21 protein-coding genes are annotated in these 25458 nt (G+C 46.4%); 10 read left to right on the top strand and 11 right to left on the bottom strand.

The genetic code is table 11. The features are described from left to right. Window positions 1-81: 81 nt before the first annotated feature. The 5 genes from LDO37_RS18695 to LDO37_RS18715 all read right to left on the bottom strand — a co-directional run bounded on the left by LDO37_RS18695 (window position 82) and on the right by LDO37_RS18715 (window position 5304). Window positions 82-1950 (bottom strand): cellulose-binding domain-containing protein, encoded by a 1869-nt coding sequence (locus LDO37_RS18695; protein ID WP_126607343.1) that lies wholly within the window; start codon window positions 1948-1950, stop codon window positions 82-84. Between the two features lie 14 nt (window positions 1951-1964). After that, window positions 1965-2642: an Lcl C-terminal domain-containing protein gene (locus LDO37_RS18700; protein WP_126607342.1), complete on the bottom strand. Its 678-nt coding sequence runs from the start codon at window positions 2640-2642 to the stop codon at window positions 1965-1967. Then, on the bottom strand, window positions 2639-4159 hold the full coding sequence (locus tag LDO37_RS18705) for an ethylbenzene dehydrogenase-related protein (RefSeq protein WP_126607341.1): 1521 nt from the start codon (window positions 4157-4159) through the stop codon (window positions 2639-2641). The genes LDO37_RS18700 and LDO37_RS18705 overlap by 4 nt, the downstream gene beginning before the upstream one ends. A gap of 187 nt (window positions 4160-4346) precedes the next feature. Further along, complete coding sequence (locus tag LDO37_RS18710) at window positions 4347-4787, bottom strand: hypothetical protein (RefSeq protein ID WP_126607340.1); 441 nt, start codon at window positions 4785-4787, stop codon at window positions 4347-4349. A gap of 166 nt (window positions 4788-4953) precedes the next feature. Continuing rightward, window positions 4954-5304: a hypothetical protein gene (locus LDO37_RS18715; RefSeq protein ID WP_101111943.1), complete on the bottom strand. Its 351-nt coding sequence runs from the start codon at window positions 5302-5304 to the stop codon at window positions 4954-4956. Between the two features lie 863 nt (window positions 5305-6167). On the opposite strand from LDO37_RS18715, the gene LDO37_RS18720 reads away from it, so the two are divergent. The 10 genes from LDO37_RS18720 to msrA all read left to right on the top strand — a co-directional run bounded on the left by LDO37_RS18720 (window position 6168) and on the right by msrA (window position 14027). After that, the gene (locus tag LDO37_RS18720; protein ID WP_126607323.1) at window positions 6168-6971 is read left to right on the top strand and encodes an EAL domain-containing protein; all 804 of its coding nucleotides are present in this window, start codon (window positions 6168-6170) and stop codon (window positions 6969-6971) included. Between the two features lie 11 nt (window positions 6972-6982). Continuing rightward, a complete protein-coding gene (locus LDO37_RS18725) occupies window positions 6983-7279 on the top strand; it encodes a DUF3088 family protein (RefSeq protein WP_101112010.1) in 297 nt (98 codons plus the stop codon). Window positions 7280-7355: 76 nt separating this feature from the next. Beyond that, window positions 7356-7742, top strand: a complete 387-nt coding sequence (sufA, locus tag LDO37_RS18730; protein WP_101111945.1) for a Fe-S cluster assembly scaffold SufA — start codon at window positions 7356-7358, stop codon at window positions 7740-7742. A gap of 3 nt (window positions 7743-7745) precedes the next feature. Next, complete coding sequence (sufB, locus tag LDO37_RS18735) at window positions 7746-9212, top strand: Fe-S cluster assembly protein SufB (protein ID WP_126607324.1); 1467 nt, start codon at window positions 7746-7748, stop codon at window positions 9210-9212. Between the two features lie 6 nt (window positions 9213-9218). Beyond that, window positions 9219-9965, top strand: coding sequence for a Fe-S cluster assembly ATPase SufC (gene sufC / locus LDO37_RS18740; RefSeq protein ID WP_101111947.1), 747 nt, complete (start codon window positions 9219-9221; stop codon window positions 9963-9965). Further along, the gene (gene sufD, locus LDO37_RS18745) at window positions 9940-11196 is read left to right on the top strand and encodes a Fe-S cluster assembly protein SufD (RefSeq protein WP_126607325.1); all 1257 of its coding nucleotides are present in this window, start codon (window positions 9940-9942) and stop codon (window positions 11194-11196) included. Before sufC ends, sufD begins: the two co-directional genes overlap by 26 nt. Beyond that, the gene (locus LDO37_RS18750; protein ID WP_126607326.1) at window positions 11196-12461 is read left to right on the top strand and encodes a SufS family cysteine desulfurase; all 1266 of its coding nucleotides are present in this window, start codon (window positions 11196-11198) and stop codon (window positions 12459-12461) included. Before sufD ends, LDO37_RS18750 begins: the two co-directional genes overlap by 1 nt. Before the next feature lie 3 nt (window positions 12462-12464). After that, window positions 12465-12869, top strand: coding sequence for a cysteine desulfuration protein SufE (gene sufE / locus LDO37_RS18755; RefSeq protein ID WP_101111950.1), 405 nt, complete (start codon window positions 12465-12467; stop codon window positions 12867-12869). Window positions 12870-13044: 175 nt separating this feature from the next. After that, complete coding sequence (gene msrB, locus LDO37_RS18760) at window positions 13045-13488, top strand: peptide-methionine (R)-S-oxide reductase MsrB (RefSeq protein ID WP_126607327.1); 444 nt, start codon at window positions 13045-13047, stop codon at window positions 13486-13488. 11 nt (window positions 13489-13499) lie between these two features. After that, window positions 13500-14027: a peptide-methionine (S)-S-oxide reductase MsrA gene (gene msrA / locus LDO37_RS18765; protein ID WP_104400904.1), complete on the top strand. Its 528-nt coding sequence runs from the start codon at window positions 13500-13502 to the stop codon at window positions 14025-14027. 107 nt (window positions 14028-14134) lie between these two features. Here the strand turns inward: msrA and LDO37_RS18770 are convergent, their stop codons facing one another. The 6 genes from LDO37_RS18770 to LDO37_RS18795 form a co-directional block, all read right to left on the bottom strand. After that, entirely contained in the window at window positions 14135-14671 is a 537-nt protein-coding gene (locus tag LDO37_RS18770) for a GNAT family N-acetyltransferase (protein ID WP_126607328.1), read from the bottom strand. 99 nt (window positions 14672-14770) lie between these two features. After that, window positions 14771-15652, bottom strand: a complete 882-nt coding sequence (locus tag LDO37_RS18775) for an SMP-30/gluconolactonase/LRE family protein (RefSeq protein WP_126607329.1) — start codon at window positions 15650-15652, stop codon at window positions 14771-14773. 60 nt (window positions 15653-15712) lie between these two features. Beyond that, on the bottom strand, window positions 15713-21160 hold the full coding sequence (locus tag LDO37_RS18780) for an NPCBM/NEW2 domain-containing protein (protein WP_224055748.1): 5448 nt from the start codon (window positions 21158-21160) through the stop codon (window positions 15713-15715). Window positions 21161-21362: 202 nt separating this feature from the next. Further along, window positions 21363-22862, bottom strand: coding sequence for an FGGY-family carbohydrate kinase (locus tag LDO37_RS18785; RefSeq protein ID WP_126609514.1), 1500 nt, complete (start codon window positions 22860-22862; stop codon window positions 21363-21365). Window positions 22863-22871: 9 nt separating this feature from the next. Further along, a complete protein-coding gene (locus tag LDO37_RS18790; RefSeq protein ID WP_224055749.1) occupies window positions 22872-23681 on the bottom strand; it encodes a class I fructose-bisphosphate aldolase in 810 nt (269 codons plus the stop codon). A 22-nt stretch (window positions 23682-23703) separates the two neighbouring features. Continuing rightward, window positions 23704-25458, bottom strand: coding sequence for a glycerol-3-phosphate dehydrogenase/oxidase (locus tag LDO37_RS18795; protein ID WP_126609516.1), 1755 nt, complete (start codon window positions 25456-25458; stop codon window positions 23704-23706).

Here is a 25458-nt window from a genome sequence, read left to right on the forward strand (position 1 = left end):
CCTCGAAGGAAATCGAGGGGTTTGTTTATGAAAACCGAATACTTAAAGCCCTGAACTTCGGTTAATTATTTACACTTTAGCTTACTGCCCGCAAACCAGATCCCAGCTGCCATCGCTGCCAGGGACGGAATCTGTCCAATATTTGGCTTGGTAGATTTTCCCTTGGTAGACGATTTTATCGCCCGTTCCTGCATGGCTCGGGTTGCCTGCCCAATCAGTTTGTGGCCAGTTAGGGTAAACATTGATCCCAGCTGTATTACAGGTTGTGCCACCACCGCCGCCACCCGTTCCTTTAGTGAAACTAGCTTTTAGCGTCACGCCAGAGAACGCGCTGTAGCCGGTTAAGTTGATGTAGTACGTGCCAGCCTTTGGTGTGGCAAATGAGCACGATTCGTCGTTACCGCTTTTATAAGGACGACAATCATGGCTGCTCGATGTTGGTTTGGCACCATGTTTAACGTACAGATCCACATCACCCGAACCGCCGCTGGTGGCGATGTTAAGGTTGGTTGCACCGGCAGGGACAGCCAATGTATAGGTAATGGTTTGACCTTTAGACGCTGCGATCCCAGTTACTGGTTTGCCGTTTTCCAGTTCTTTGCCTGTTGGTGGAGGCGGTGGTGGTGGCGTTATTCCTTTATCAATCACTGATAAGTTGTTGGAGGCTCGGGTGAGTTTAAGGACATCCCCAATCTGAGATGCCGACCACCAGTTCACGCCACTTGGCAGTGCGAGAGGGTTTGCATTGCGCTGCTCTCGGCTTAGGGTTTCGGCACCCGAACCAAATTGTGCGGTACGAACCTCTAATGTGTTAGGGCTAACACTTAAGACCTTGAATTGTTGAATACTGGCCAAATCAATGGTCCAGCTTTTCGGATCGTTAGCGCTTCGAGCAGGAGCACCCCAGCTGCCTTCGCCTACATAAACAGTACCGCCAGAAGTGGTTGCGGTGAAGTTAGAACCAGAAGGCTTCAATGCTTCGGTGACTTTATTAATGTGCGTATCCGATTCCACCACCAAATTCATTTTGTGTTGATAGAATAAATTTGCCCACCAAGAAACCAATATGGTGTTGTCGCGCTTACCAGAATAATGCGGATACATCGGTTTGTGATACTGCGCCATACGCCATTTTGCAGAGCTGGCACTGGCTGCTAAATCTTGGCTTAGCCAATTGTTCATGGCTGTTGCGTAGCTAGACCAACCGCTGTCTTTAAACTGGCTATTAAGGGTATAAACACGCAGCAGTGGTGATACGTTAAACGCACCATAGGTATCTTTAGGGTTACACGTTTTATTGCCATCGAAATCGGCACCAAAGACTTGGCAAACAGTGCTGTAGTTGTCGTCTTCATGGTTACCGTGTGTGGGTACGAATGGGTATATACGTTTGTAGTTCACCCCGTCTATCAAATCGCTTGAAAACGTCAGTTGCCAATCTTTTAGGTATTCACGCATTTCAGAGGCGGAGTTTTGGTTGGTGTAGTCACCGCCATGCATGATGAACAATGGGCGTACCTTCGCAACCAATTTGTTGCCAGCGCGGCGATTTGTCCAACCTGTGCGTGTATCGCCTCCAGCAATTGCGACAAACGGAGAGTTGTCTGTTGGGGCGGTTTTGAACCAAAGGCGATCGCCACACCCTGCGTCGTCACACACTCGATAGTAAACCGGAGAGTTGGCTGGTAAACCACTTAACTGCACAAAGCTGCTTTTCAGTGAGTTAGCGAACGTATGGCTAAAAGACACATTGGCTTTTTTCCACTGCTGCTCGCTGGTGGTGAATCCATATTTTACGTGGTGATTCGCGCTTGTTGTCGGGGAAAACCCAATCGTGGCTTTTGATGATGGCGACCCATCCCAAACCAAACGGTGGTATTCACTTCCAGCGAAGCTTTGACAAGCCATAGCGGATAATCCGATCAGAATGCTTGTTCTGAGGTAATTCATTTTTTAGTCCTTTATTATTCATTACTTCTTTGATTAATTGACGTTAATGTCATCTGCGAGGTATGCCCCTCGCGGTGTGGCTTGGAAACCAACACCACAAAGGCAGCATTGCGATAAGGCAAAGGGTTCTCTTTACCTTCAAAAAGGTTGAAAGCCAGTGCTCCGTGTTTTAAATGGCGGTACTGTTGGTCTAGCGATTTATTGGCACTTATCGTCCAATAATCGCTGTTTTTAATACGTGGGAAGAAGTCTGTGGCGATCTGAGCCTGATTTGGTCTGTCGTTGTTTTGCAGCAGCGAAACCAATTCCTTTGGTGTGGGTAGTCGCCAGTTATGATTGCCGCATAACCCTTGTGAATTGGTTCGTTTGATCAGCTCTTGGGTGTCGCATCGCCCGTCTTGATAGAAGCAATCCCCTTTATCGGGTGCACCTAATTGTCCATTGAACCAAGAGTATGTCCAGTCAGCATCGTGAATGGATTCGTCATCGGTTTTGACTTCCCATAGCAATCCTGTTTTTTCGTCGGCGACACACGCCCAAGGACCTTGCCAAGGCATCAAATGCTCACCTGTGTGAGTGACTTTCACGTAGCGGGGGTGCTCCAGTTGAACGGGCAGTATGTTGAAGCTGACGTAGCTATAAATCGACGTTGCGGCAATCATGAGGAGCGTAGCCAATATTCTTAACTTCATTGCACGTACTCCAGTTGTATGGGGCGATGGTGGCGCGTATGGGCGATTTGGGAGTGATCGAAGGCGGAAACCCATATACAGGTGCCATCTTCCAAGGCAACGTCGTGCTCTGAGCCTGTGTCGTGTTTACGGGAGACTTCTAGTGTCCAATATCCGTTTTCCCACTTTCCTCTTGCGCGGACATTGGCTCTATCCCCTTCAAACTGGTTAGAGCGGTATAAAACCGAGGGCAACTCGCTGCCTTCAGGTAAAGTGTCGTACGTTTTTTGATAGGGCTGACTCCCAAACCAAGCGAGAGGTCGTGTGACCAATGAAGCTTCTGTTGGGAGTCGTTTGGGAGTGACAGAATGGGGGGAGTACCATTTCCAATTCATTTTGTATCCGCCACTGTCTTTGCCGTCAGCAAGGTAGCCTGCGGTGTATCGGCGTTCACCAAATCGAGGTGTACTGGCAGGACCAAAGAAATTATCGTCTGCTTGAAACATATCGTTGGTGCGAACGGCTTTCCAATGCCACAAATCGCGGATCCTATTATCCATGCTGGCGTGGTAGCCCTTACCGTGCCAGTTTTCAGGTTTGCCTTTAAACGGCTTGCGCCCAAGATATGCTGTGCCATCCGCACCGTAGCCACAGGTACTGGAAATCATGACAGCGAATTTGTCTTCGTAGTAGGTTGTTTCATCAAAATGGTGGAACCCGTTTTGCCTAACCACCCACTTGCCGTTTTGCTTAAATAAGGGCAGATGAGCAAGGCTTTTGGTGGCGTCTTTCCAGCGGAATAAAAAGTAAGTTTCAAATTGGTTGGCTGCGGCTTTTATCGAAACCGTTGTTTGCCCATCAATGAAATTGGCACCTCCCGTTGTGAGAACGGAGATTTCTTTTGCCTCTTGCCAAAAAGCTTCACTCGATTCTCCATCTACATTAACTAGGGTATCGATGCTTATTTTTTTTACTGTTAGAGGAAGCTGGCTGCCGGAATACATAAATGCCCATCCAGCCCCTGCGGTACCCAATGACAGAAGCAGCGTAAATGAGAGTCGAGCTTGTTTTAACGTTCGAAAAGGCACCACCATTTTGAGCACATTTGCCCCATATTGAATGATGTAGACCAGGCTATGCAGTATCAAAAAAAACAACATGCCAATGGCAGACCAAAAGTGCCAAGCCTGAAAGTTCAGGAATTCAAGCTGCCACCAATAGAGTGCGCCTGAAACCAGAGCCGAAAGCGTAATGACATAGCCCAAGTATTGAACCCAGAGGTGGTATGAAGAGGGTGTTTTGGTCGCCCGTTTCTTGCGGCGTAAAACATAAAAAACGTAACCCAATGCGCTAGAAAAAAGGACGATACCACTTATGTAATGAAGATCATGCAGGTTGCCCTGAGGCAATATGGGGGAAAGCCAATATAAGGTTCGATCCGAGACCAAATGAATCCTCAAACCCGTGAGTAAATTAATGAGAGCAGAAATAGAGACAAGTAAGTGGAGAAGAATAAAGTTGAAACGCTTGGGGGTCATGTTCAGTTCAGTGCAAAAGCCAATCAAATGAGTAAGGTTTGATGGTAGAAGCTAGAGAACGAATTACTATTTAAACTCCGTGAAAATTCCGTTACTTACTAAATTGGTTCTATTTTTGTTATGCAACAAAGTGTATTTTTCAGTAATTATTTGTCACAGGTAACGTAAGTCGAATTCTCATTTTTGATTAGAAAGTCATTTGATAGTATTGCAGCTCGAGTAAACGATCTCTGAGCAACTTAGCCTTAAATTGGCCGCGGTCAATCGCAGAGGACGTGCCAAAATTGTCTTTTGACCATACCTCCTCAATGAAGGTGAATTGTGAATTTAGAAAGACTTCCCATGCACCATGTGACGTCTGAAAAGTATCTCTTTCTGTTTCTGTAAGCTTCAGAGCAATATCTTCGTAAGTGCTTTTAATTTCTCTTGAAAGAAATTGATGGTACTCCGTGTATGCTAAAAGCGTAGAGCGGTATCCTGTTGCGTTGTTTATTTTCTCTATATAAACAACCGAATTTGAGTCCAATTCTTCCGCTTTGTTTACCCCGTCTGGATTATCGATAGCCCACGAGCAAAACGAAAGAAAAAGTGCAGAACCGAATACTACTGTTTTTAAAGTTTTTACCATATTGAATGCTCCTTTTCTGCCGGAATTTGATAACGAAACAGCTATCTTGGCGGGAGCTTGTATTTCAATAAACATTACGGTTTAAAAAAGAGCGAGATTTACAAGGCATGTCTAGATTCTTCGGTGACTGAAGTAAAAAAGCCAGCATTGGTTGCTGGCATGGGGTTTAATCACTGATCTTTATGGTTCTCACATTCCTTTCTATGGCGCTTTGTTTCCATTTTTCCCAATTTCGCCAATCTGCTTCAAATTTGATGAAAACACGACCTTTTTCATCAAATTCCAAGCCAGAATCTTCGAGGGCTATATATGGGATAACTCCGGTAAACATCCATTTATCTTTTAACAGCTTTACTTTACAAGCGGATACTCTCAATGCCGGAAGTGCTGGATACTGGCGTACCCACTGCTGCCAAGCATAAAGTGACTCATTATAAAACCAGACAAATGTGCCTTCTTTGATTCCAACTATATATCCTGGGGTGCGAGCAAAACGAGCTTTATCAATCAGTTTCATCTCATCCTCTTACGGCGTTTATACGCCAATTACAGCAAGTTAAATTTGTTACCAACTGGATGGAGGAGGTGTTATCCCGCTATTTTTATTTTGCGGTTTGTTTTTAATATCTAAGCAGCATCAGGCTAAGGTTTTCCTTCGCTCTTATGGCTGTTCAGTGCTTTCTATTAGACGGATTAAAAATGCTGTAACAATAGAGTTATCAAAAGTGAGACTGTTATGACGAACACTTTATAAAAGCGGGTTTGAAGTGAATACCCCTGTCAGAATTTGAATGCGTACTATTAATTTTTGTGAAACCTGCAAAATGCCAGTTTAATTATTAAGTTGCATTTTTGTGACAGTAATTCAAGAGAGTTTTGGATACGCAAATATAAATATCTAAAAATAGGAACGAGTTAGAGATTTTCACTAATTTTGACAGGAAATGCCCTTAGATATGAAACGGAATTCGAATTTATATTGATATGATTCGCATTATTGATTGAGTACCAGATTCTGGTATTCCATTTTTGATTATTTGATACGGTTTTTTTATGCGCTTGCTGATATTTTCTTGATGTGAGCCGAAAACTTAATAATTTACCGTTACATATAATTGTTCAGTTTCGTACTAAACCCACTGTGGCTAAATGGCTCAAGGTCTTTGTTTAACCTCTTTGGTTGTTCAATATATCTACTTGAGTTATAGCTAAATAGAAAAGAAACGTTTGCGTAATATATACCTAAGTAAATTCAAGTTACTGGGCTTTGGACCAAATGCTCTATTTGAGCGTAGAAGTCACTTGAGTGGAAAAAGCGGGGACACATCGCAGTGGGTAGCAATGTCGGCGTCATAACAAATTTAACTCTCTAGGCTTTAGATGAAGGTAACTTACAACACTGTAGATGATCCAGTTCAAGAACTGGTTGAGATTGATCCTGATGGATGGGCGTTCATTAAATACGATGGCTTTATTTTTAAAGGGGTGTATCAGCCTATTTTTGACAGAGCTGGGTGCATTGTCGCCTATGAAGGTCTCGCTCGAATAACAGATATGGACGGGGCAGTAATTAGCCCTGAAGAATATCTAAAACCTATTCGACAAAATCACAAAAGCTTGATGCTGTTTTTTCTGATTACAGGCAAAGTCCACTTTATCAATTTCTCAAAGTTTTCTTCGGGAAGCGTCTCTCTTTTCGTTAACGCGCCTCCCTGTGTGTTTAATACATTAGGGAATATATCTGGCGCAATCGAACAATTACTTATTCGCTTAAAAATGTTGGGTATTCCACGAGAGAATGTGGTGTATGAAATAATGGAAGACAGCAACTCAGAAATGTCTTTAATGGCACAAGGTATTGAAAACTTAAAACAAGTTAATATCCGTGTTGCGTTAGACGATTTTGGTTCAATGCATTGTGACATGACAAGGGTGAAACGACACCAAGTAGACATTGTGAAAATCGACAAAACACTCATTCAAAATGCCGAAGAAAACAAAGCACAGCTTTTCGAGGTGATAGAATATTGCCGCTCGAAAAATATCAAGATTGTGGCAGAAGGGATTGAAACACATGAACAAAAAGCACGGATGATGGAATTAGGGGTCGATTTCTTTCAAGGGTACTTTATGGGTAGACCCACTCCCGCTAAAACCATTAACATGGCACTTCTTACAGACTGAGTTGAATGTACATGAAGCCTATTTTATTTGTGTTGAAAATGCCGTTCCAAGATGAAGGGGAGAGCTGGATTTGCTCTCATTGCGCATTGATTGAAGGAGCGATTCAAGTCAACCAAAGTTGGGAAGATCACATTGATATACGAAGAATAGATTTTCCTAAACCGAGAAGGGAAGTAGTCGAGCTAATCGGTGAAGATAAGCAGTGGTTGCCAGTGCTTATCTTAGAAGACAACGTGACCCTAACCGACCCGATTGAAATCATCAATTATCTTGCAAGCACCTTCGGCGGAGCCAAAGTACACCCTTAACCCTTTTTTGCGTAAGGTTGACCTACTAATGATAATCATTATCATGTGCACATCTTTACTACGATAAGGTGTGGTTATGGCATCTCATACCGGAGAATCCGTTAATACTGACGGAGCAGAGTCGTTCTCAATCGAGGACGCCCAATGGCAAGGTATTACATTAACACCCGCAGCAGCTAAACGTGTACAGCAGCTTTCAACTGATGGAAAAGCAATTCATTTGTCGGTGAAATCTTCTGGTTGCACTGGCTACGCGTACGTTCTCGATCAAATCGATGAACCTCAGCATGGTGACCTTTCTTTTGAATCTAATGGTGCAACTCTATTTGTTGCGCTTACTGCGATGCCATTCCTTGATGGCACTGAAGTGGACTACGTCCGCGAAGGGCTGAATCAGACCTTTACCTACAAAAATCCTAACGTCAAAGCCGAGTGTGGCTGTGGTGAGAGCTTTGGTATTTAGCAAATGACTGCAATTGAAATTCAGCCTGAAGTCCAAGAGGCGATGAATAAGGAAGGATACAAAGAAGGGTTTTATACTCAGCTTGATAACGACACCTTAGAAAAAGGCATTAATGAGGAAGTGGTACGTGCCATTTCAGCCAAAAGGAATGAACCGGATTGGATGCTAGAATTCCGTCTGGAAGCATACCGACTTTGGAAAGACATGGAAGAGCCTCATTGGCTGAAAGCGGAATACCCATCCCTGGATTACCAAAACTACAGCTATTACTCCGCACCAAGCTGTGGCAAATGTGAAGGAAGCGATCTTGAATCTGACGGTTCGAATGAATTTCTGACCAAAGAAGTGGAAGACGCGTTTGACCAACTAGGTGTGCCTGTTCGTGAAGGTTCTGAAGTGGCCGTTGATGCCATTTTCGATTCCGTTTCAGTGACCACAACTTACCGTGATGAGCTGAAAGAGCAGGGCATTATATTCTGTTCGTTCAGTGAAGCGATTCACGACTATCCAGAATTGGTCCGCAAGTATTTAGGTACGGTTGTTCCTCCAAAAGACAACTTTTTTGCAGCGTTGAATGCTGCCGTTGCATCTGACGGATCGTTTGTCTACATTCCGCCTGGTGTGCGTTGCCCTCGTGAATTATCGACCTATTTTCGAATTAACCAAGCAAAGACTGGTCAGTTCGAGCGTACAATTCTAGTGGCGGATGAAGGCGCGTACGTGAGCTACATCGAAGGGTGTTCTGCACCAGTTCGAGATACCTACCAGCTGCATGCTGCGGTAGTAGAAGTCATTATCCACAAAGATGCGGAAGTAAAATACTCAACGGTTCAGAACTGGTTCTCTGGCGTTGAAGGTACCAAAGGTGGAATCTTGAACTTCGTGACCAAGCGTGCTGTGTGTGAAGGCGCAAACAGCAAAATGTCTTGGACGCAGTCAGAGACGGGTTCTGCGATTACTTGGAAATACCCAAGCGTTATCCTTAAGGGTGATAACTCTGTCGGTGAGTTTTTCTCGGTTGCATTGACTAATGGCGACCAAAAAGCCGACACCGGTACCAAGATGATCCACATTGGTAAGAACACCAAGTCGACCATCATCTCTAAAGGTATCTCTGCGGGTAAGAGTGAAAACAGCTACCGCGGGTTGGTGAAAGTATTGCCAAGTGCGGAAGGCGCTCGAAACTTTACCCAGTGTGATTCAATGCTTATCGGTGCTGATTGTGGTGCGCATACGTTCCCTTACGTAGAAGTGAAAAATTCTACTGCACAGGTTGAGCATGAAGCGACGACGTCTCGAATCGGTGAAGATCAGCTCTTCTACTGCGTTCAACGTGGTATCAGTGAAGACGATGCTATTTCGATGATCGTTAACGGCTTCTGCAAAGATGTATTCTCTGAGTTGCCGCTCGAATTCGCTATTGAAGCACAAAAACTCCTTTCCATCAGTTTAGAACACAGCGTGGGCTAACCCAGTATGTTAGAAATTAAAGATTTAAAAGCCAGTGTTGAGGATAACCAAATCCTTAACGGTATTAACCTATCCATCAAGCCAGGCGAAGTACACGCCATTATGGGACCAAACGGTTCAGGCAAAAGTACGTTGTCTTCTACGCTGGCTGGTAAAGACGATTACGAAATCACGGATGGTGAAATCCTGTTCAAAGGCAAAGATCTAGCGGATCTTGATCCCGATGAGCGCGCTGGTGAAGGTGTATTCCTTGCATTCCAATACCCAGTAGAAATCCCTGGCGTGAGCAACAAGTTGTTCCTGAAAACTGCACTGAATGGCATCCGTGATTACCGTGGTGAGCCTGAACTGGACCGCTTCGATTTTGAAGACCTACTAGAAGAAAAAGCGGACTTGCTGAAAATGCCTGTCGATCTGCTTAACCGTTCTGTAAACGAAGGGTTTTCTGGCGGCGAGAAAAAACGCAACGACATCCTACAAATGGCAGTACTAGAGCCACAGCTTTGTATTCTTGATGAGACAGACTCGGGTCTAGATATTGATGCACTTAAAGCGGTATCGGATGGTGTGAATGCATTGCGCGACGGCAACCGTTCTTTCATCGTGGTGACTCACTATCAGCGTATTCTTGATTACATCAAACCTGACTTTGTTCACGTTCTGTACAAAGGCAAAATTGTGAAATCTGGCGATCACACCTTGGCGAAAGAGTTAGAGGACAAAGGTTATGGTTGGATTATCGGAGAAGAGTAGAGATGTGGCGTTAACGCGTCTTCGCTCTCTTGCGGGTCAGTCTAGCTGGCAAGAAAATAGCTGGCAGTCATTAGCGCTTTGGGGGATCCCGAATGCTAAACACGAAGACTGGAAGTACACGCCTCTGGATGATTTCCTAGCGTTATCACACCGCGCACCTGCACAAAACAGCATTGATAGCATTTCATTTGAAAGCATCAGCATGAGTTTTGATTGCTATCGTTTGGTTTTCTTTGATGGAAAACTGATATCGGAATTGTCTGACGATATCCCGAATACCGTCATTAAAGACATCAACGAATTGGATGATGCAGCTCAGCACCAACTGTCTAGCAACATCAATCAAGAAGCGTTCTCTGCGCTTACGGACGCAACGGCTACTGCTGGTATTTATGTTCAAGTGGGTAACGATACTCAGCTTGAGAAACCGATTTATCTGTTTCATCTGAATTCTGGTGGTGACGGTGAGCTTTGTAGCTACCGACATCATGTTGAGCTTAGCCGACTAGCGGAATGCCATGTTTACGAGCATCACGTGTCTCTGAAGCAAGGTGGCGGTGTGACTTGCTCACGGCTAACTGCGAATGTCAGTGATGGCGCTAACTTTAAGCACATTAAGTTGATTGAAGAAAGTGCTGAGCAACATCATTTTGGTCACAATGATATTACTCTGTACCGCGATAGCCGCGCGACAAGCCATACTTTCTTACTGGAAGGTAAGTTGGTAAGGCATAACACCAGCGGCATTTTGAAAGGTCAGGGCGGTGAAGTTGAAATGAACAGCTTAACTTTGCCGAAAGAGGATCAGGTGTTTGACACCAGAACCTATCTTCGCCACAAAGCGGCACATTGTAATAGCCACCAAACGCATAAAGTGATTGGTAAAGACAACGGTGTTGGTGTCTTTAACGGCATGATTTATGTCGATAAAGGTGCAATCAAAACCGATGGTCAAATGGACAACCACAATTTGCTTCTAAGCGAAAAGTCCCAGATCAACAGTAAGCCGCAATTAGAAATTTATGCCGATGATGTGAAATGCAGCCACGGTGCTACCACTGGGCAAATTGATCAGAGCCAAGTGTTCTACCTTCAAGCTCGCGGAATCCCTAAAGCCAAGGCTGAAAAGATGATTACGTTTGCGTTTGCAGGTGAACTGACTGATGAGATCGAACACCCAGAAGTGCAGCAACATATCATTCGTCGGATCGAACAGAAATTGGACTTGTAATGAGTAACAGTGTGAAAGATAACCAAGCAGAAACATCACAAGGAATAGGTTGGCGTCAGGATTTTCCTACTTTGAACCAGGAAGTCGACGGCAAGCCTCTTGTGTATTTAGATTCTGCGGCTAGCGCACAAACTCCAAACCGAGTCATTGACCGCATGTCCCGATTTTATCGGGACGAATATGCGTCGGTTCATCGCGGCGTGCATCAACTCAGCGCCAACGCCACAGATAAAATGGAACAGGCTCGCGACAAGGCTCGTGCTTTTTTAGGTGCTCAGTCTCGTGACGAAATCGTGTTCACTAAAGGCACAACGGAAGCCATTAACTTAGTTGCTAATGGGTTTTTGAAACCGCTACTGCGTCTGAAAGGTAACCAGCCTAGTGAGATCGTGATTTCTCGCTTAGAACATCACGCTAACATCGTCCCTTGGCAAATGCTGGCAGAGCAGTTCAATTTAACCGTGAAAGTCTGGGAAGCGAATGAACGCGGCGAGCTAGACATTCACGCATTGGAACCGTTACTGACCGAAAACACGGCTTTGGTGGCGGTAACACACATCTCGAATGTACTGGGTTCTAGAACGCCTATTGAAGACGTTACGGAATTGGCACACAAAAACGGCATTCCAGTGCTGTTAGACGGTGCACAAGCCGTAATGCACGAAACCGTAAATGTTGAAGCGTTGAATTGTGATTTTTACGTATTCTCAGCTCATAAGCTCTATGGACCAACAGGTATTGGCGTTCTGTACGGCAAGAAAACCTTGCTAGACGCGATGGAGCCTTGGGAAGGCGGCGGTGCAATGATAGACAAAGTCTGCATTCCATCGGGTACGACTTTCAACCAAGCACCTTGGAAATTTGAAGCTGGCACACCTAACATCGCAGGTATTCTGGGGTTAGGCGAAGCCATTGATTATGTCCAAGAGGCGGGGCTGGATACCATTGCCCAGTACGAAAACGAGTTAATGGATTACGCCTTAACTCAACTGGCAAGCATTGAGAATATTCAAATTTACGGTAACCCAAGTCATCGTGCAGGTGTGATTCCGTTCAATTTAGGCAATCATCACGCCTATGATGTAGGTACGTTTTTAGATAGATATGGCATCGCAATTCGTACTGGTCATCACTGTGCCATGCCTCTACTGGAGTCATTGAGTCAATCTGCGGTATGTCGCGCATCCATTGCCATGTATACTACGCGCGAAGATATTGATGCCCTCGTGGCAGGACTCAAACGAATAAATCTCTTGTTAGGATAAAACATGACGCCAGAAAAGCTCGTTAAGAACTTTAACCGTTGTCAGGATTGGGAAGAGCGCTACCTGTACATTATTGAACTGGGAGACCGCCTGAACGCCATATCAGACGACAAACGCACGGACGACTATTTGATCAAAGGTTGCCAAAGCCAAGTTTGGCTCGATCAAGTTCAAGACGAAAAGGGCGCTTTCCATTTTTTTGGCGACAGCGATGCAGCCATCGTGAAAGGGCTGATAGCCGTAACGGTTATTGCGTTTGAAGGTAAAACATCGAAGGAAATTTTAGACTTCGATATCAACCAATGGTTTGAAGAGCTTGAACTGCACAAGCACATCACACCAACCCGTTCTCAAGGGTTATCGGCCATGGTTGCTAGCATTCAAAAAACCGCTGAAATTTATTCTTAACCACCTCGGTCTAATCATTACCTGCTCCAAATCTCGGGGCGGGTAATTCCTTATCTTGGTCAGCAGACCCTAATTCTAATTCTCTAATTTGTTCTCGTTCATAGTGCGAGTACGATCTGATCGTATTCCTTTCATATGGGCTATAAAACAGAGATCCGACACCGAGGTACCCATCATGTTGAATTGGCAAAGTGTGATTGAATATGCAAGCAACGGCAATCTGAAACCAGACAGAGTGATTCACAAGCCGGAAGCGGAATGGAAAGCGCAGCTGACGGATGAAGAGTTTCGGATCACTAGGCAAAAAGGCACCGAAAGGGCATTCAGCAGTGAATCGTGCAGCCTATTTGAACCCGGGATTTATCATTGTGTGTGCTGCGGAACATCGCTATTTGATGGCAGTGTGAAATTCGAATCCGGTTCAGGCTGGCCATCGTTTACCCAGCCTGTCAAAGCCAATGCCATTGCATACCATATGGATGAGTCTCATGGTATGCGCCGCATTGAAACGACCTGCAATACCTGTGAAGCCCATTTAGGGCATGTGTTCCCAGATGGTCCGCCTCCTAGTGGGCTGCGCTATTGCATGAACGCCGTCGCGTTAAAGAAAGCGGAATAAGAGAGGTAATTATGACAATGTCAGTAGCAACATTCGGTGGTGGCTGCTTTTGGTGTACAGAAGCGTTATTCCAACAAGTCCGCGGTGTTAAATCGGTAGCCAGTGGCTACAGTGGTGGGCACACCAAAAATCCCGCTTACCGTGAAGTGTGTAATGGTACGACGGGGCATGCTGAGGTGGTGCAAATTGAGTTTGATTCCGACGAAGTCAGCTTTGCTGATTTGGTTGAAATTCACTTAACCACTCATAACCCAACAACGCCGGATCGCCAAGGAGCAGATAGGGGTACGCAATATCGCAGTATCATTCTGACCCATGACGATGAACAGGATGAAACCGCCCGATCTGTCATAGAGACGCTATCGCCAGAGTTTGAACACCCGATAGTGACTGAAGTCGCCCCATATGAGCAGTTCTATAAGGCGGAAGGAAAGCACCAAAACTATTACCGCGCTAACCCTGAAGGTCGATATTGCCAAATGGTGATTTCACCAAAGCTGAATAAATTCAGGGTATCTCATGGCGACAAAATGAGATAGAAACATAATGAAATAGAAACACAAAAGCGCCCCCTCGTTATTGAGGGGGCGCTTTTTATTTTGTTGAGTTGACTTGCTTTATAGGTTGATCTGAATTGAGAGTGTAATCACCGATGGCTTTTCAGTAATCCATATACCGCGTGATCAACGACTCGCCCATTGAGGTTTTCATTGCGCGTAATAACGCCTTCTAATGTCATGCCTATCCTTTCTGCAACCGCGCGGCTTGCTTGATTGTCTACGGCTGCATGCAGTTGGGCTTTCTCTAATTTTAATTCTTCGAAAATGATGTCTAACAGTGTAAGGCATGCTCGGGTAACGATCCCGTTTCCCTGCGCAGACGCTTCAAGCCAATAACCAATTTCAGCGCGGCTCAAATTGTGGTCAATCGAATTGAGTGATGCCGCGCCTACCAAATAGCCCTTATAAATGATGACGCAGGTAAGCGATTTTCCTTCAGCGTAATTCTGTAAAGACATGCGAATAAAGCTCAAAAAAGCGTCTTCGTTATCGCAGTGTGGCGGCCACGCTAGCCATTGAGAGAGATAATCTAAATTATCGTTGCGAATTCTTAGAAAATCCTTTGCAAATGAGGGTTGTACCAGTGCTAGCTGGATTTCATCATCAATGTGTTTCGTGAACATTCTTATCTGATTATTTTCAAACTATAGATGCTAAAAACGCTACTCTCGCGAAGAGTAAAGTGCAACTTCTTTGTTATCTTTTGCGTGTGAGTGAATGTGCTACGGGGATATTTGCGCCTCAAATTCAAAATCAGTGCCGCTCACATCCGCTCCCAAGTCGATTCTGAGTGTTGTACCAGATAAGGGTTGGCGTTGTAATTCTTGCTCTGTCATGTTGTAGGAGGCAGTGGTAAGTGCGAGCAAACCGTTATCAATAAAGGTACAGCGAGTGGCGTGTCGAATGGGTAAAGGGATGCTTTGAACATATTGCCCATCGCTTTGATAAACCGTAATGATGCCCGCACCCCAATGACAAATGTAAAGCCTGCCTTTAGAGTCGACTTTTAGACCATCAGGTAGCCCTGTTCCTTGGGGGAGCTCAACGAAACCGCGCTTCGATTGAATGGCTTTCCAGCGTGTATCTAACTGGTATCGATACACTTTCCTTTGAAACATATTGCTCACGTAGGCACAGTGATTTTTTACGTCAAACGCAATGCCATTGGTGACAGAGAAGCCGCAATCCAATTGCTGAATTTGCATCGTTTCCTTATGCAAAATGAACAGCGCTCCGTCCGGTGCTTCGAGCTCCTCTTGATTCATTGTGCCAAACCAAAGATCGCCTGCTGGGCTGACGACTCCGTCATTGGGTCTCAACTTGGGATTGTTTTTAACTGGGTTTCCGAGGTATTCGTAACGTTGGAAATTTGGATCGCACGCGTAAATGCCTATCTTGGTCACCAACAGCCATCCCGATTTTTTAATTTTCGCAATAGCTGTGACAGGCAACCCTACGTGAATGTTGTGTGTTTTCTTTGATTGAAGATCAAGCTGATAAATTTGGCTGGATTCAGCATCGACCCAAACCAATATCTTACCTTCCACACAGATGGGAGACTCTCCAATCACGCAAGTGGAGTCTTCTAACATGTCGTAATTCATGATAATTCCTAGAACACAGGGAGTGAAAAGGGCGGCACCCCTATGAGTGCCGCTATGGTGTTAGTTGGATAACCGGAGACGAGCATTTGCCCAATCTGCGTGGTCGTGACCAATTCCATCACCGGCTCCGTTCACTTTTAGGGTGAGTGAGGTGGCGTTAGAAGGTATCGATACATTGACCTGTTCTGCACCGCTGCTTCCCATCAGTGTGGCGCTTTGGAACATCTGTACGCCATCAACCTCTACTTGAAAAACAACCGATCCTTGATTGCCGACTTCATCATCTACGCCAATATTGGCGCTGAATTGATTGTAGGTACCAGCCGGGATCTGATACGTGATAACGGAGTTAGCATGAACGCCAAGCCCTTTGCTATAGGACTGACCCGCAATGGTGATGGTGTTGCCATCGGAATCGCCTTGTTCACCATTAGAGCGATCTTTTTCCATGTTTCCCCATCCGTTACTCGAAGACGTTTCTGCTAAATCGCTTACGTATACATAGGTTGGGGTAGCTGGAATTGACTGCTCTGTACGGAATAAGCTTCCATCACCGGGATCTTGGGGGTGTTGCCAATTGGTGCCACCGTCAGGATCGAATGCAAACCCGATGCCCGAAGTCGGACCGCTGCCACCATTGCCGTTGCTGATCCGAAGTTCAAAAGCATGCCACCCAGCAGACAGGTTGAGATTGCCAGTGGCGACTTCATCGTTCCAATTGTCGCTACTCAACACCAAGGTGCCATCTATCCAAAGGCGAGTTTTGTCATCGATGTATTCCTTAAACGAAAGGTTGCCATCGGCATCAAAAATATAGCCTGTGTAAATCTCGGTGGTGTTCCCTGCGATGGAATCCTCGGTTTCACTCAGGGTAGAGGTCACACTGGTTTTGGGGTTGGCAGCATTGGTATTGATGTTGCCACTCACGGTTCCGTAGTAAAGACCCGCTTGGAAGCTTGGCGTAGGGTCTTGAGTGCGGAATAAGCTACCGTCACCCGGATCTTCAGGGTGACTCCAGTTGGTTCCACCGTCTGGGTCAAACGCAAACCCAATTCCTGAGGTTGGACCGCTGCCACCATTACCGTTGCTGATCCGCAGTTCAAAAGCATGCCATCCAGCAGACAAATTTAGATTGCCAGTGGCGACTTCATCGTTCCAATTGTCGCTGCTCAAAACTAAGGTTCCATCGATCCACAGACGGGTTTTATCGTCGATGTATTCTTTGAACGATATGTTTCCGTCGGCATCAAAAATGTAGCCTGTGTAGATTTCTGTGGTATTGCCATCAATGGAGTCCTCCGTTTCACTCAAAGACGTTGTAAGCCGCGTTTTTGGGTTTTCAGTAGACGTATTGATGTTGCCAGCCACTTCGCCGTAGTACAGCCCAATTTCAGAAGGCGCGTTGCCTTTTTCACGAAGCTTGGCGTCTGCCCAGTCGGCGTGATCGTGACCAACACCGTTACCTCCATCTTTGACCACCAATTTGAGCACACTGTGTGTGGCTGAAATAGGAAGGATGACGGCATCGGTTGCGCTACTGCCCGTTAATACGCCACTTTGGAAGCTGAGTACATCATCTAAGTAGACTTCGAATACAACAGAACCACGGTTGCCGACTTCATCATCAACGCCGATGAATGCCGAAAACTGGTCGTACTCTTTTTGTGTTAAGTCATAGATGATTTCTGAGTACGCGTGTACCCCTAAACCTTTTGAATACGTTGTGCCAGCAAGGCGTATCGGACCGCCATCATTACTGCCGGATTCGCCATTACTTCGGTCTTTTTCAAACGGCCCCCACGCGTTATCTGAACTGGTTTCAGATAAGTCGCTCAAGTAATCGTATTTCGGAGCTGGTGGCGGCTCTGGGACCACGATAGGTGGGCCTTCGTATTCAATTTGGTTGAGGTATGCCACAAGTTGGGCGCGCTCAGCCGAGTTCGATATTGAGTGTTGGCTACCGATTTGCAGCACATCATTTAACGTAGCAGCTTGCCCATTGTGGAAATAAGGCGCGGAGTCCCACAACCCGATAAGCGTTGGTGTATCAAAACCCACACCAGCTAGAGGCTGTGAAATTCCTTGGCCAGACGACGCTTGAATGGTGCCTACATCGTGTCGAAGCATGTCCGTTAAATAGACGCCAGAGTGACAGGCAGCGCAGCCTTTATCGACAAAGAGCTGCTTACCCGCTTGTGCTTGAGGCGTTAAATTTCCATTAGCGTCTCGATGGGGGCTCTGAGGGAAACGAGCAAGACTGGAGACATAAAATGACAGGTTATCTAGGTCATCACTTTTTCCAGCTTTAGGTGAACCCAGAGGATCTTTCACGTCATCGAATAACGCGTCGTCGATAAACCCTCGTCCGCCAAACGCGAAGCGAATGTCATTTTCAAAATCGTGGATTTCGTCAAAATTCGCCGTCCAGTGTACTCGACCATTTCCAAGGCCTGTTCGTCCAAGTAATGGAATGGTATTGCGCAGCCCTTCACCGCGATCGGTAAAGTCCCAAACTCGACCATCGGAATCGCCTCCGGTATGGCAACTGGCACAGGAAAGGTACCCATCTTGGGTCATTCGAGCATCGGCAGCGTTGTGGAAGATTTTCTTACCCGCCAACACTCTTGGGTGAAGCGCTTCGTTGCTAACCGTTGCCACTTCCGCTACACGGGTAATGTCGCCTTGCTGGCTTTCGAAGTTGCTGACGTTGTACACCACCACAGAGCGCGATAAGAACCCATGAACAAACAGATGATCCCCAGATTTAATCAATCCGATTGGGGCTTGACCGCTGTTTGCCAGTTCATTGACACGGTTTAAGTTGTACGCATCGCGAATTTCAACGCTGTTTTGCCCTTCCACGGCGATGTAGGCGTAATCACCTAAGGCGCTAAAAGCGATGGCTTTAGGTTGCGCGCGGTTATCGATATCGAGCTGCACATTGGGCAATTCTTGATTCGTGTTCAAGTCGATTTGAGAAACAATGGCACGAATGGTGGTTTCAAAGGTGAGTGTTTTGTTTTCATCGCTTTCGTTGAATGGACCACGATCCACATTGGCTTTGTTGGATGGAACCCACGCCCTCAGACCATCAGGCGAAATGGTGATTCCATTGAGGTAGTTGGGTATACCTCGGCTTCTGTCGGGGCCATCAATTGTCGTGGTGTCTTTTACCAGTGATATCACCTGACCAACCGATAAATTGTTGATACTAACTTCAACCACTTCCGCTTGTTGTTGCGGCGAAATAAATCGAGTGACGTACGCCGTATCGGAATCTGCACTTATCGCGAGCCCTCGTGCAGAGTGACCAATGGTGACCGACCCAACTTGTGCCCCTGTACTGGGGTTGAGTTTGAGTAACTGACCGCTGGCTTGAAGGGTAACGAGTGCAGCACTGTTATCGGGGGTAAAAGCTATGCCATAGGGCTGAGAGGCTCTAGGCAAGGCGATGTCCCTGATCTTAGAACCTTGAGTGGATAAGACGGTAATCGAGTCACTGTGTTGGTTGACAGCCCATACATCACCATTGGGCGCAATGGCTAGGGTTCTGGGGCGATCGCCTACAGGGGTTTCCCAAAGCTTATTGAAAGGGCTGTTTGTCGATAGTGCAGTGACGGTGTCGTTGTCCTCATTCACTACAAAAGCACGACTGCCAGATTTGGCAATGGTTGACGCCGTTGAAGGAGGTGTTGATGTCGTCGGGTGGTAAGCGGTGATGAGCCCAGATTTTGTGGAACTGAAGTTAGACTCCCGCACGGTAACAATTGGGGACCAATGACCCAGTGATGAATATACGTGGCTTGCCGCGGAGTTTGAAGAAAACGGAGTAGAGGGGGTGCCATCTCCGAAACTCCACGAATATTCCAAAGCGCCACCATCAATCGGGCTGGCCGATGCACTCACGCTGATACTTTGCCCCACTTGCGTGGTTGACGGAATGGAAACGGTGGCGTTGTGAGAGGCAATATTACCCGTTGAAAAGAGGTATTGCTTATACGGCATGCCGTTTTCAGCGAAGTCTTGAATACCATCGATGGTCACCACATAGATTTGGTTGGTGCTGAGGTTTTGGGAGGGTGTGAAATGAACGAATCCCAAGTTTACACTGTAAATACCTTGAATCGGGGTATTGTCACCAAGCTTATTGATTTTAAACGTTGTTGCGTTAACGGACTCCATCAATACGCTGTCGGATAGCGCCAAACCAATTCGAGTGGTGACTGGAACCTGAGTCGATTCACTGGCTGGCATGGATCTGACAATTTGAGGAGGCACAGTATCTTGATTGGTTTGTTGGGCAATCAGGCCACTGCCGCTCCCGTGGTCATTCCCAACCCAAATCATATTACCGAAAGCAAATACCTGGCCGTGATCAGTATCCGAGCCTATCGCATCCAACGAGCCAGTCCCAATGGTCGAAATGTTATTGATATCGGAGACATTCAATACAGAGATATCGTCTTGGTTACCCAGCATTAAACGATCATCTTGAAGATTACAGTAAAGGTTTACAAAGCCACTTTCCGATTCACTGAGCAGTGAAATTGGGTCGGTCGTGGTGTCATAAATCCTAAGATTGTCACCTGCACTTCTTGCGCCAAAATAGGCACGCTTTCCATCCCAGCAAGATGCATAGTATTTTTCTGGAAGGCGTGAATGTGTTTTCACTAAGGTGGGATTTTCAGGATCGTCTATGTTGAGAATGGAGAATCCATTGGTGGTTTCCATGCTTGATAGGAACATTTCATTCCCTACCGCAAATACTGGACCTACATTGAAGTTACCTAGCTGATTGGTCGGAATGGTTTTAACGACGGTGGGATTATCCACGTTCGATGTATTTACGATGGTTAGCCCAGCATTTCCTCTTGAAACATACAGGTAAGGGGCTTGCCAAAAGAGTTGCCAAGAGACGTTATTGTAATCGCCAAAGTTCACTCCCGAGATGGCGAGTTTGCTTCGTTGAATCGGGTTATTGACGTCACTCCAATCCCAAATTTCGATTCCTCGACCGGTTTGAATGGCGATCAGGTTGTTTTCACTTAAACCGAAAGAATGGGGTTCTCGGAAGTCGGCGGTTCGTAAGCCGTCTCCGGTTCGGTGCGCATTGCTCGTATCGGGTTCGTAAACCCTTTTCACCAATTGAATGCTTCTTGGGTTGGAGACATCCAGTGCTATCCAACCTCCTGGTCCACCTCCGCTGTCGGGGGCAAAAACGCCAATCATATACCCATTCAACATGGTCATGACATTGACACCAAAGTGTTTTCTACCTGGGTAATCAGGAGGGAGAATGTTGGTGGTGTCATCGACTGATGGCGTTGAAATCTGGGTGAACAATTCACTTGAAGAAAACGTCACATTACCCAGCCCCGGGCCTTGTGCCGCGTTCGATGCCCCTGAACATAAAGACACCGAAAGGGCGAAATACGCTAGAGGGTGTGTGTATTTGCTAAGTAGCCGCTTGGATGTGGCACGCCAGCGGCTCAAAATCAAAGGTTTCATTACTCGAATACCTCGTTTCAGTATTGAACTATGCCATTTCTTAGTGGGTTAGCTACACGCGATAGCGGTAGTGAGAACCTCATTGAAGAAATTAGCGCCAGTGTAATTTCAAGGTGTAACGGCCACGGTTATTGATGTTGTCTTTTCTTGTAGGGCTGCTCTATGGCATGAAAGGTAATGGCTCTGTTACGTTTTATGCTCCTTATTTAGGTGGAAAGTGGTTGATCCAATCCGACACATGACGATAACGGGCAAACCTTTTGGTTAACGCAGCATGGCGGGTAGAATCAGGTACAAACACCTGCACCTCGCTACGCATAGATTTGACCGAATCTTCAAATGTTGTGAAAAAGCCAGCCGCATAAGCCGCTGCCATCGCGACGCCTTTCGCACCAGATTCGCTGCATTGTGTAATGTGTATTTCCACATTAAGTACATCTGCAAACAATTGGCACCAGAAAGCGCTTTTTGCTCCTCCTCCAGTGAGTAACGCGTGAGAGAAATGGATTCCTGCATTGTTCAGTTTCAGTACGTGTTCTAAATGCCCAAACACGATGCCTTCGTACACCGTGTAGAGTAAGTCTGGTTTTGTATGCCATCCTGCCAGGTCGAAAAAGCTGCCTCTGGCAGCACTATTGTCTCCAGACCCGTATAAGTAAGGGTGGAATAAAGGCAAGGCTGAACTGAATTTAACCTGTTCAATCAACTGATTGCATTGTTCAAAAACGCTTTGGTTGATAGAGGCAGCTTGTTGCTTTTCATGGGTGAAAAATTCTCGTACAAACCACTCTAGGTTAGACGCCGACGTCGCACTGTTTTCCATGGCAAGAAATCGATGTTGTGGGAACAAGCACGTCATAAAAAGTTGTTCGCTCGGTAGGGTATTGGTCACCACTTGGTTTATGCTCCACGTACCGGTAACAATGGACGCGTCGTTGGAGTCCCAAACTCCCGAACCCATTGCGCTGGCAACAACGTCCAGCATCCCACCGACAACGGGGATACCTTCTGGTAATCCTGTGAGTTCAGAGGCTTGCGCCGTCACGTGACCAATAATGTGTTCACTGTGACAGGGGGCTGGAATGGCTGAAGCCATTTCGAGTATGTCGAAGAACGAGAGCAATTCCGGGCTGACTTCACGTTGGGTAAAATCAAACAACCCAGATGCACTTAAATCGCTGTAATCGGTTTTTATCTGATCAGTCAGGCAGAAATTTAAATAGTCTTTGCAGAAAAAGACGGTTCCAATGTCGTCGTAAAGCGACGCTCGGTTTTGTTTGAGCCAATTGAGTAAAGTGGCGGTTTGTGATGACCAAGCGCCCTGTCGGTTTAACGTGCGAATACGGCTGTAGTGCTTTTCAGCTTGCAGCTTTGCGACTTGTTCACTCGCGCGGCTATCCAAAGATTGAATCGCCAGTAATGGCTGATGGTGTTTGTCCAGTAAATAGGCACCGTTGCCATGACCACTCACTCCGATCGCCGAGATCTGAGTAGTAGAAAGGACAGGGTGCGCCAAAACCTCAACAATCACTTCACAGCCAAGTTGCCACAACCGAGCCATATCCAGCTCGGTATGATTGGGCTCGGGGAATTGAGTTTCAATGGCTCGTGCCGAAGAGACAATTTCGTGACCAGCGGCATCAAATAGCGCCGCTTTTATGGCTGTATTACCGCAGTCTAAACCAAGGACGACACCCGACATGGATTCCCCTTAGTATTCGCGTTGGTAAATATTTAACGCGTCGGCAACCGAGGCATCATCGTGAATCATTGCCATCAGTGCACTGACAACTTTTGCAGGGTTTGGGTGTTGGTAAATATTACGGCCATAGACCATACCCAGAGCGCCTTGATCAAGCAGAGCCCTTGCTTTGGTGAACACACTTTCAATGTCTTCTTTGCCCCCACCTCGAACTAGTACGGGGCAGCGTGCGGCTTCGATTACTTTGTGAAAGTCATTGGCATCTTTGGTTGGGTCGGCTTTGATGATATCGGCGCCGAGCTCTCGCCCCACGCGTACTAAGGTGACAATTTTTTCGCAATCGCCATCCACCATGTAACCGCCGTTTCCGGAATTTGGCTGCATGACCAAAGGCTCTATCATGAGTGGCATACCGTACTTTTCACAATCCAGTTTCACTTTGCTGATATTGTCGATGCACTGGCGGAATAATTCCGGCTCGTCGGGAAGCATGAATAAATTCACCACTACACAAGCTGCGTCCATTTGAACGGCTTGCAAGACAGGGTCTTGGTGATTTTGCAACATTGCCCACATCACTCGATGGCGTTCTGCATTGTAGGGGTTACCCAAATCAATACGCATCACCAGTGCTGGTTTGTTTTTTCCCTCAACATTTTGCAGCAGGTCGCTTTGACCATAGGTCATCTGAATGGCGTCAGGTTGTGCGCTGACCAATTGCTCCACTACAGATGGCATGTCTTCCAGTCCGTCTAGAAAAGAAGGTTCGTTGCATACGCCGTGGTCGATAGCGACATCCAAGCAACGGCCATGTTTCATTAGCCGTTTCATCCTGACTTTTTTACTCATATACATAGTGTGCTTTCCTTGCAGTTTTCGGCATCATTTCGGTGGGTTCCCCAACCGGCATGAGCTGTAGTCCGTTATAAAAATTTAATGAAATCACCGAGTCGCTATGTATGCGCAGGCGAGTGCTTTCGTCCCAATGGAAAAAGCGGCTCATTAACTCAATGATTTCTTGTAGTGTGTCGTCGTGCACGGAACCTTCAATGGCAATGGAGGTTCGGCGTTGAATGAGATCGAGCGGGGTTTGCACATACTCATGCGTCATCAGGTATTCCAGCTCTCCCTCGGTGTAGTGGGGCAGAGTACGAAGAGGTTTAAAGCCGCTTGATTGGAGGTGATCTAAAATGGCTTCGCACTCTGTACCATAACGCGAGACGAGCAGTGCGGTGTAAGAATCAGACTGTTGGTAAAGCGCTTTGAGGTGCTGAATGTATTGGTCTCGCGCTTCGCTGGACTCAGGGAAGCCTTGCCCACCGCCTATGGTCCGATCTTGAGTGTTCACGAGGCGTTTCGCCCCTAAATCTTTCAGTACTTGATCGGTGACTTCTTCTGCGAATGCGCGGAAGGTCGTCCATTTGCCACCAATCATCGAATAGCATGTTATTTCACCATTAAAGAGGTGATCTCGCTGGGTAATGTGGCTTCGTGGGATTTGCCCTGCGCTGGCTTTGGTTGCAGCGCCAAGGGGGCGAATACCACTGAATTGATACAGAATATCGCTGGGATGAATGACCACCGTTGGGAAAATGTCTCGCACTGATTCAATGATGTAACTGACTTCTTCGTCAGTGCACCGAATGTTATCTGGCTGAGTAACGGGAATGTCCGTCGAGCCTATGAGCACCCTCCCTAAATAGGGAAACATGATGCAAACGCGATTTTCTTTGTTTTCGTAATACACCATGTCGTTTTGTAGCGCGCTAAGCAGCTCTGGGTGGTCGACGATGATGTGTGAACCTTTAGTGTTACTTAAGTACTGTGTAGGGTTCCCAGCTTGATGATTAACGTTATCTATCCAAGCGCCTGTCGCATTGATGAGTTGGGTTGTAGTGACATGTGTTGTGTGATCCGTTAATTGATCAACAAGTTCAATGGTTCCATTGTCTTGGACCGAAGCAAAGGTGTAATTCAGTGCATGAGATTGGCTTTGATTTTCATCTCCTTCTTTGAGTAACTCAATTGCCAGCCTTTCTGGGGAGCTAATCCACGCATCATAATACGCCGCGCTGCAACAGACTTTTTGGTCGAAGTGTGGCCAGCGCTTATTCGTATGTTTTTGCCCATACATTTGGTGGCTGGGCATGACTTGATCGTGTCGAGTAAAAAAGTCGTAAAGCCCCAACCCGAGCTTCACAATAAACGCGCCGCGCTCCGACGTTTTGGGTTCCATTCCCAAGAACCTCAAGCTGGCTGGCACTATGCCTTTTAGCCACGAGGTAAGGGGAATGTGGGTTTGAAGCGGATGCACTAAATGCGGTGCGCTCTTTAACAGTCGATTTCGCTCATTCAGTGATTCTTTTACAAGGTCGAACTCGGCATTTTCTAAGTAGCGCAGCCCGCCATGGATCATTCGAGACGGGGCAGCACTGGCTTTGCTACAAAAGTCGTCTTTCTCAATCAATAAAACGTTCAACCCTTGCAGCGATAAATCGCGATAGGTGGCGATACCGTTGATGCCACCGCCGATCACAATGGCATCAAAATGTTCGCCCGTTTTTATGGATTGAATGGCTCTTTGAGGGACTGTCAT

The sequence above is a fragment of the Vibrio penaeicida genome, from assembly GCF_019977755.1.
Classification (GTDB): Bacteria; Pseudomonadota; Gammaproteobacteria; order Enterobacterales; family Vibrionaceae; genus Vibrio; species Vibrio penaeicida.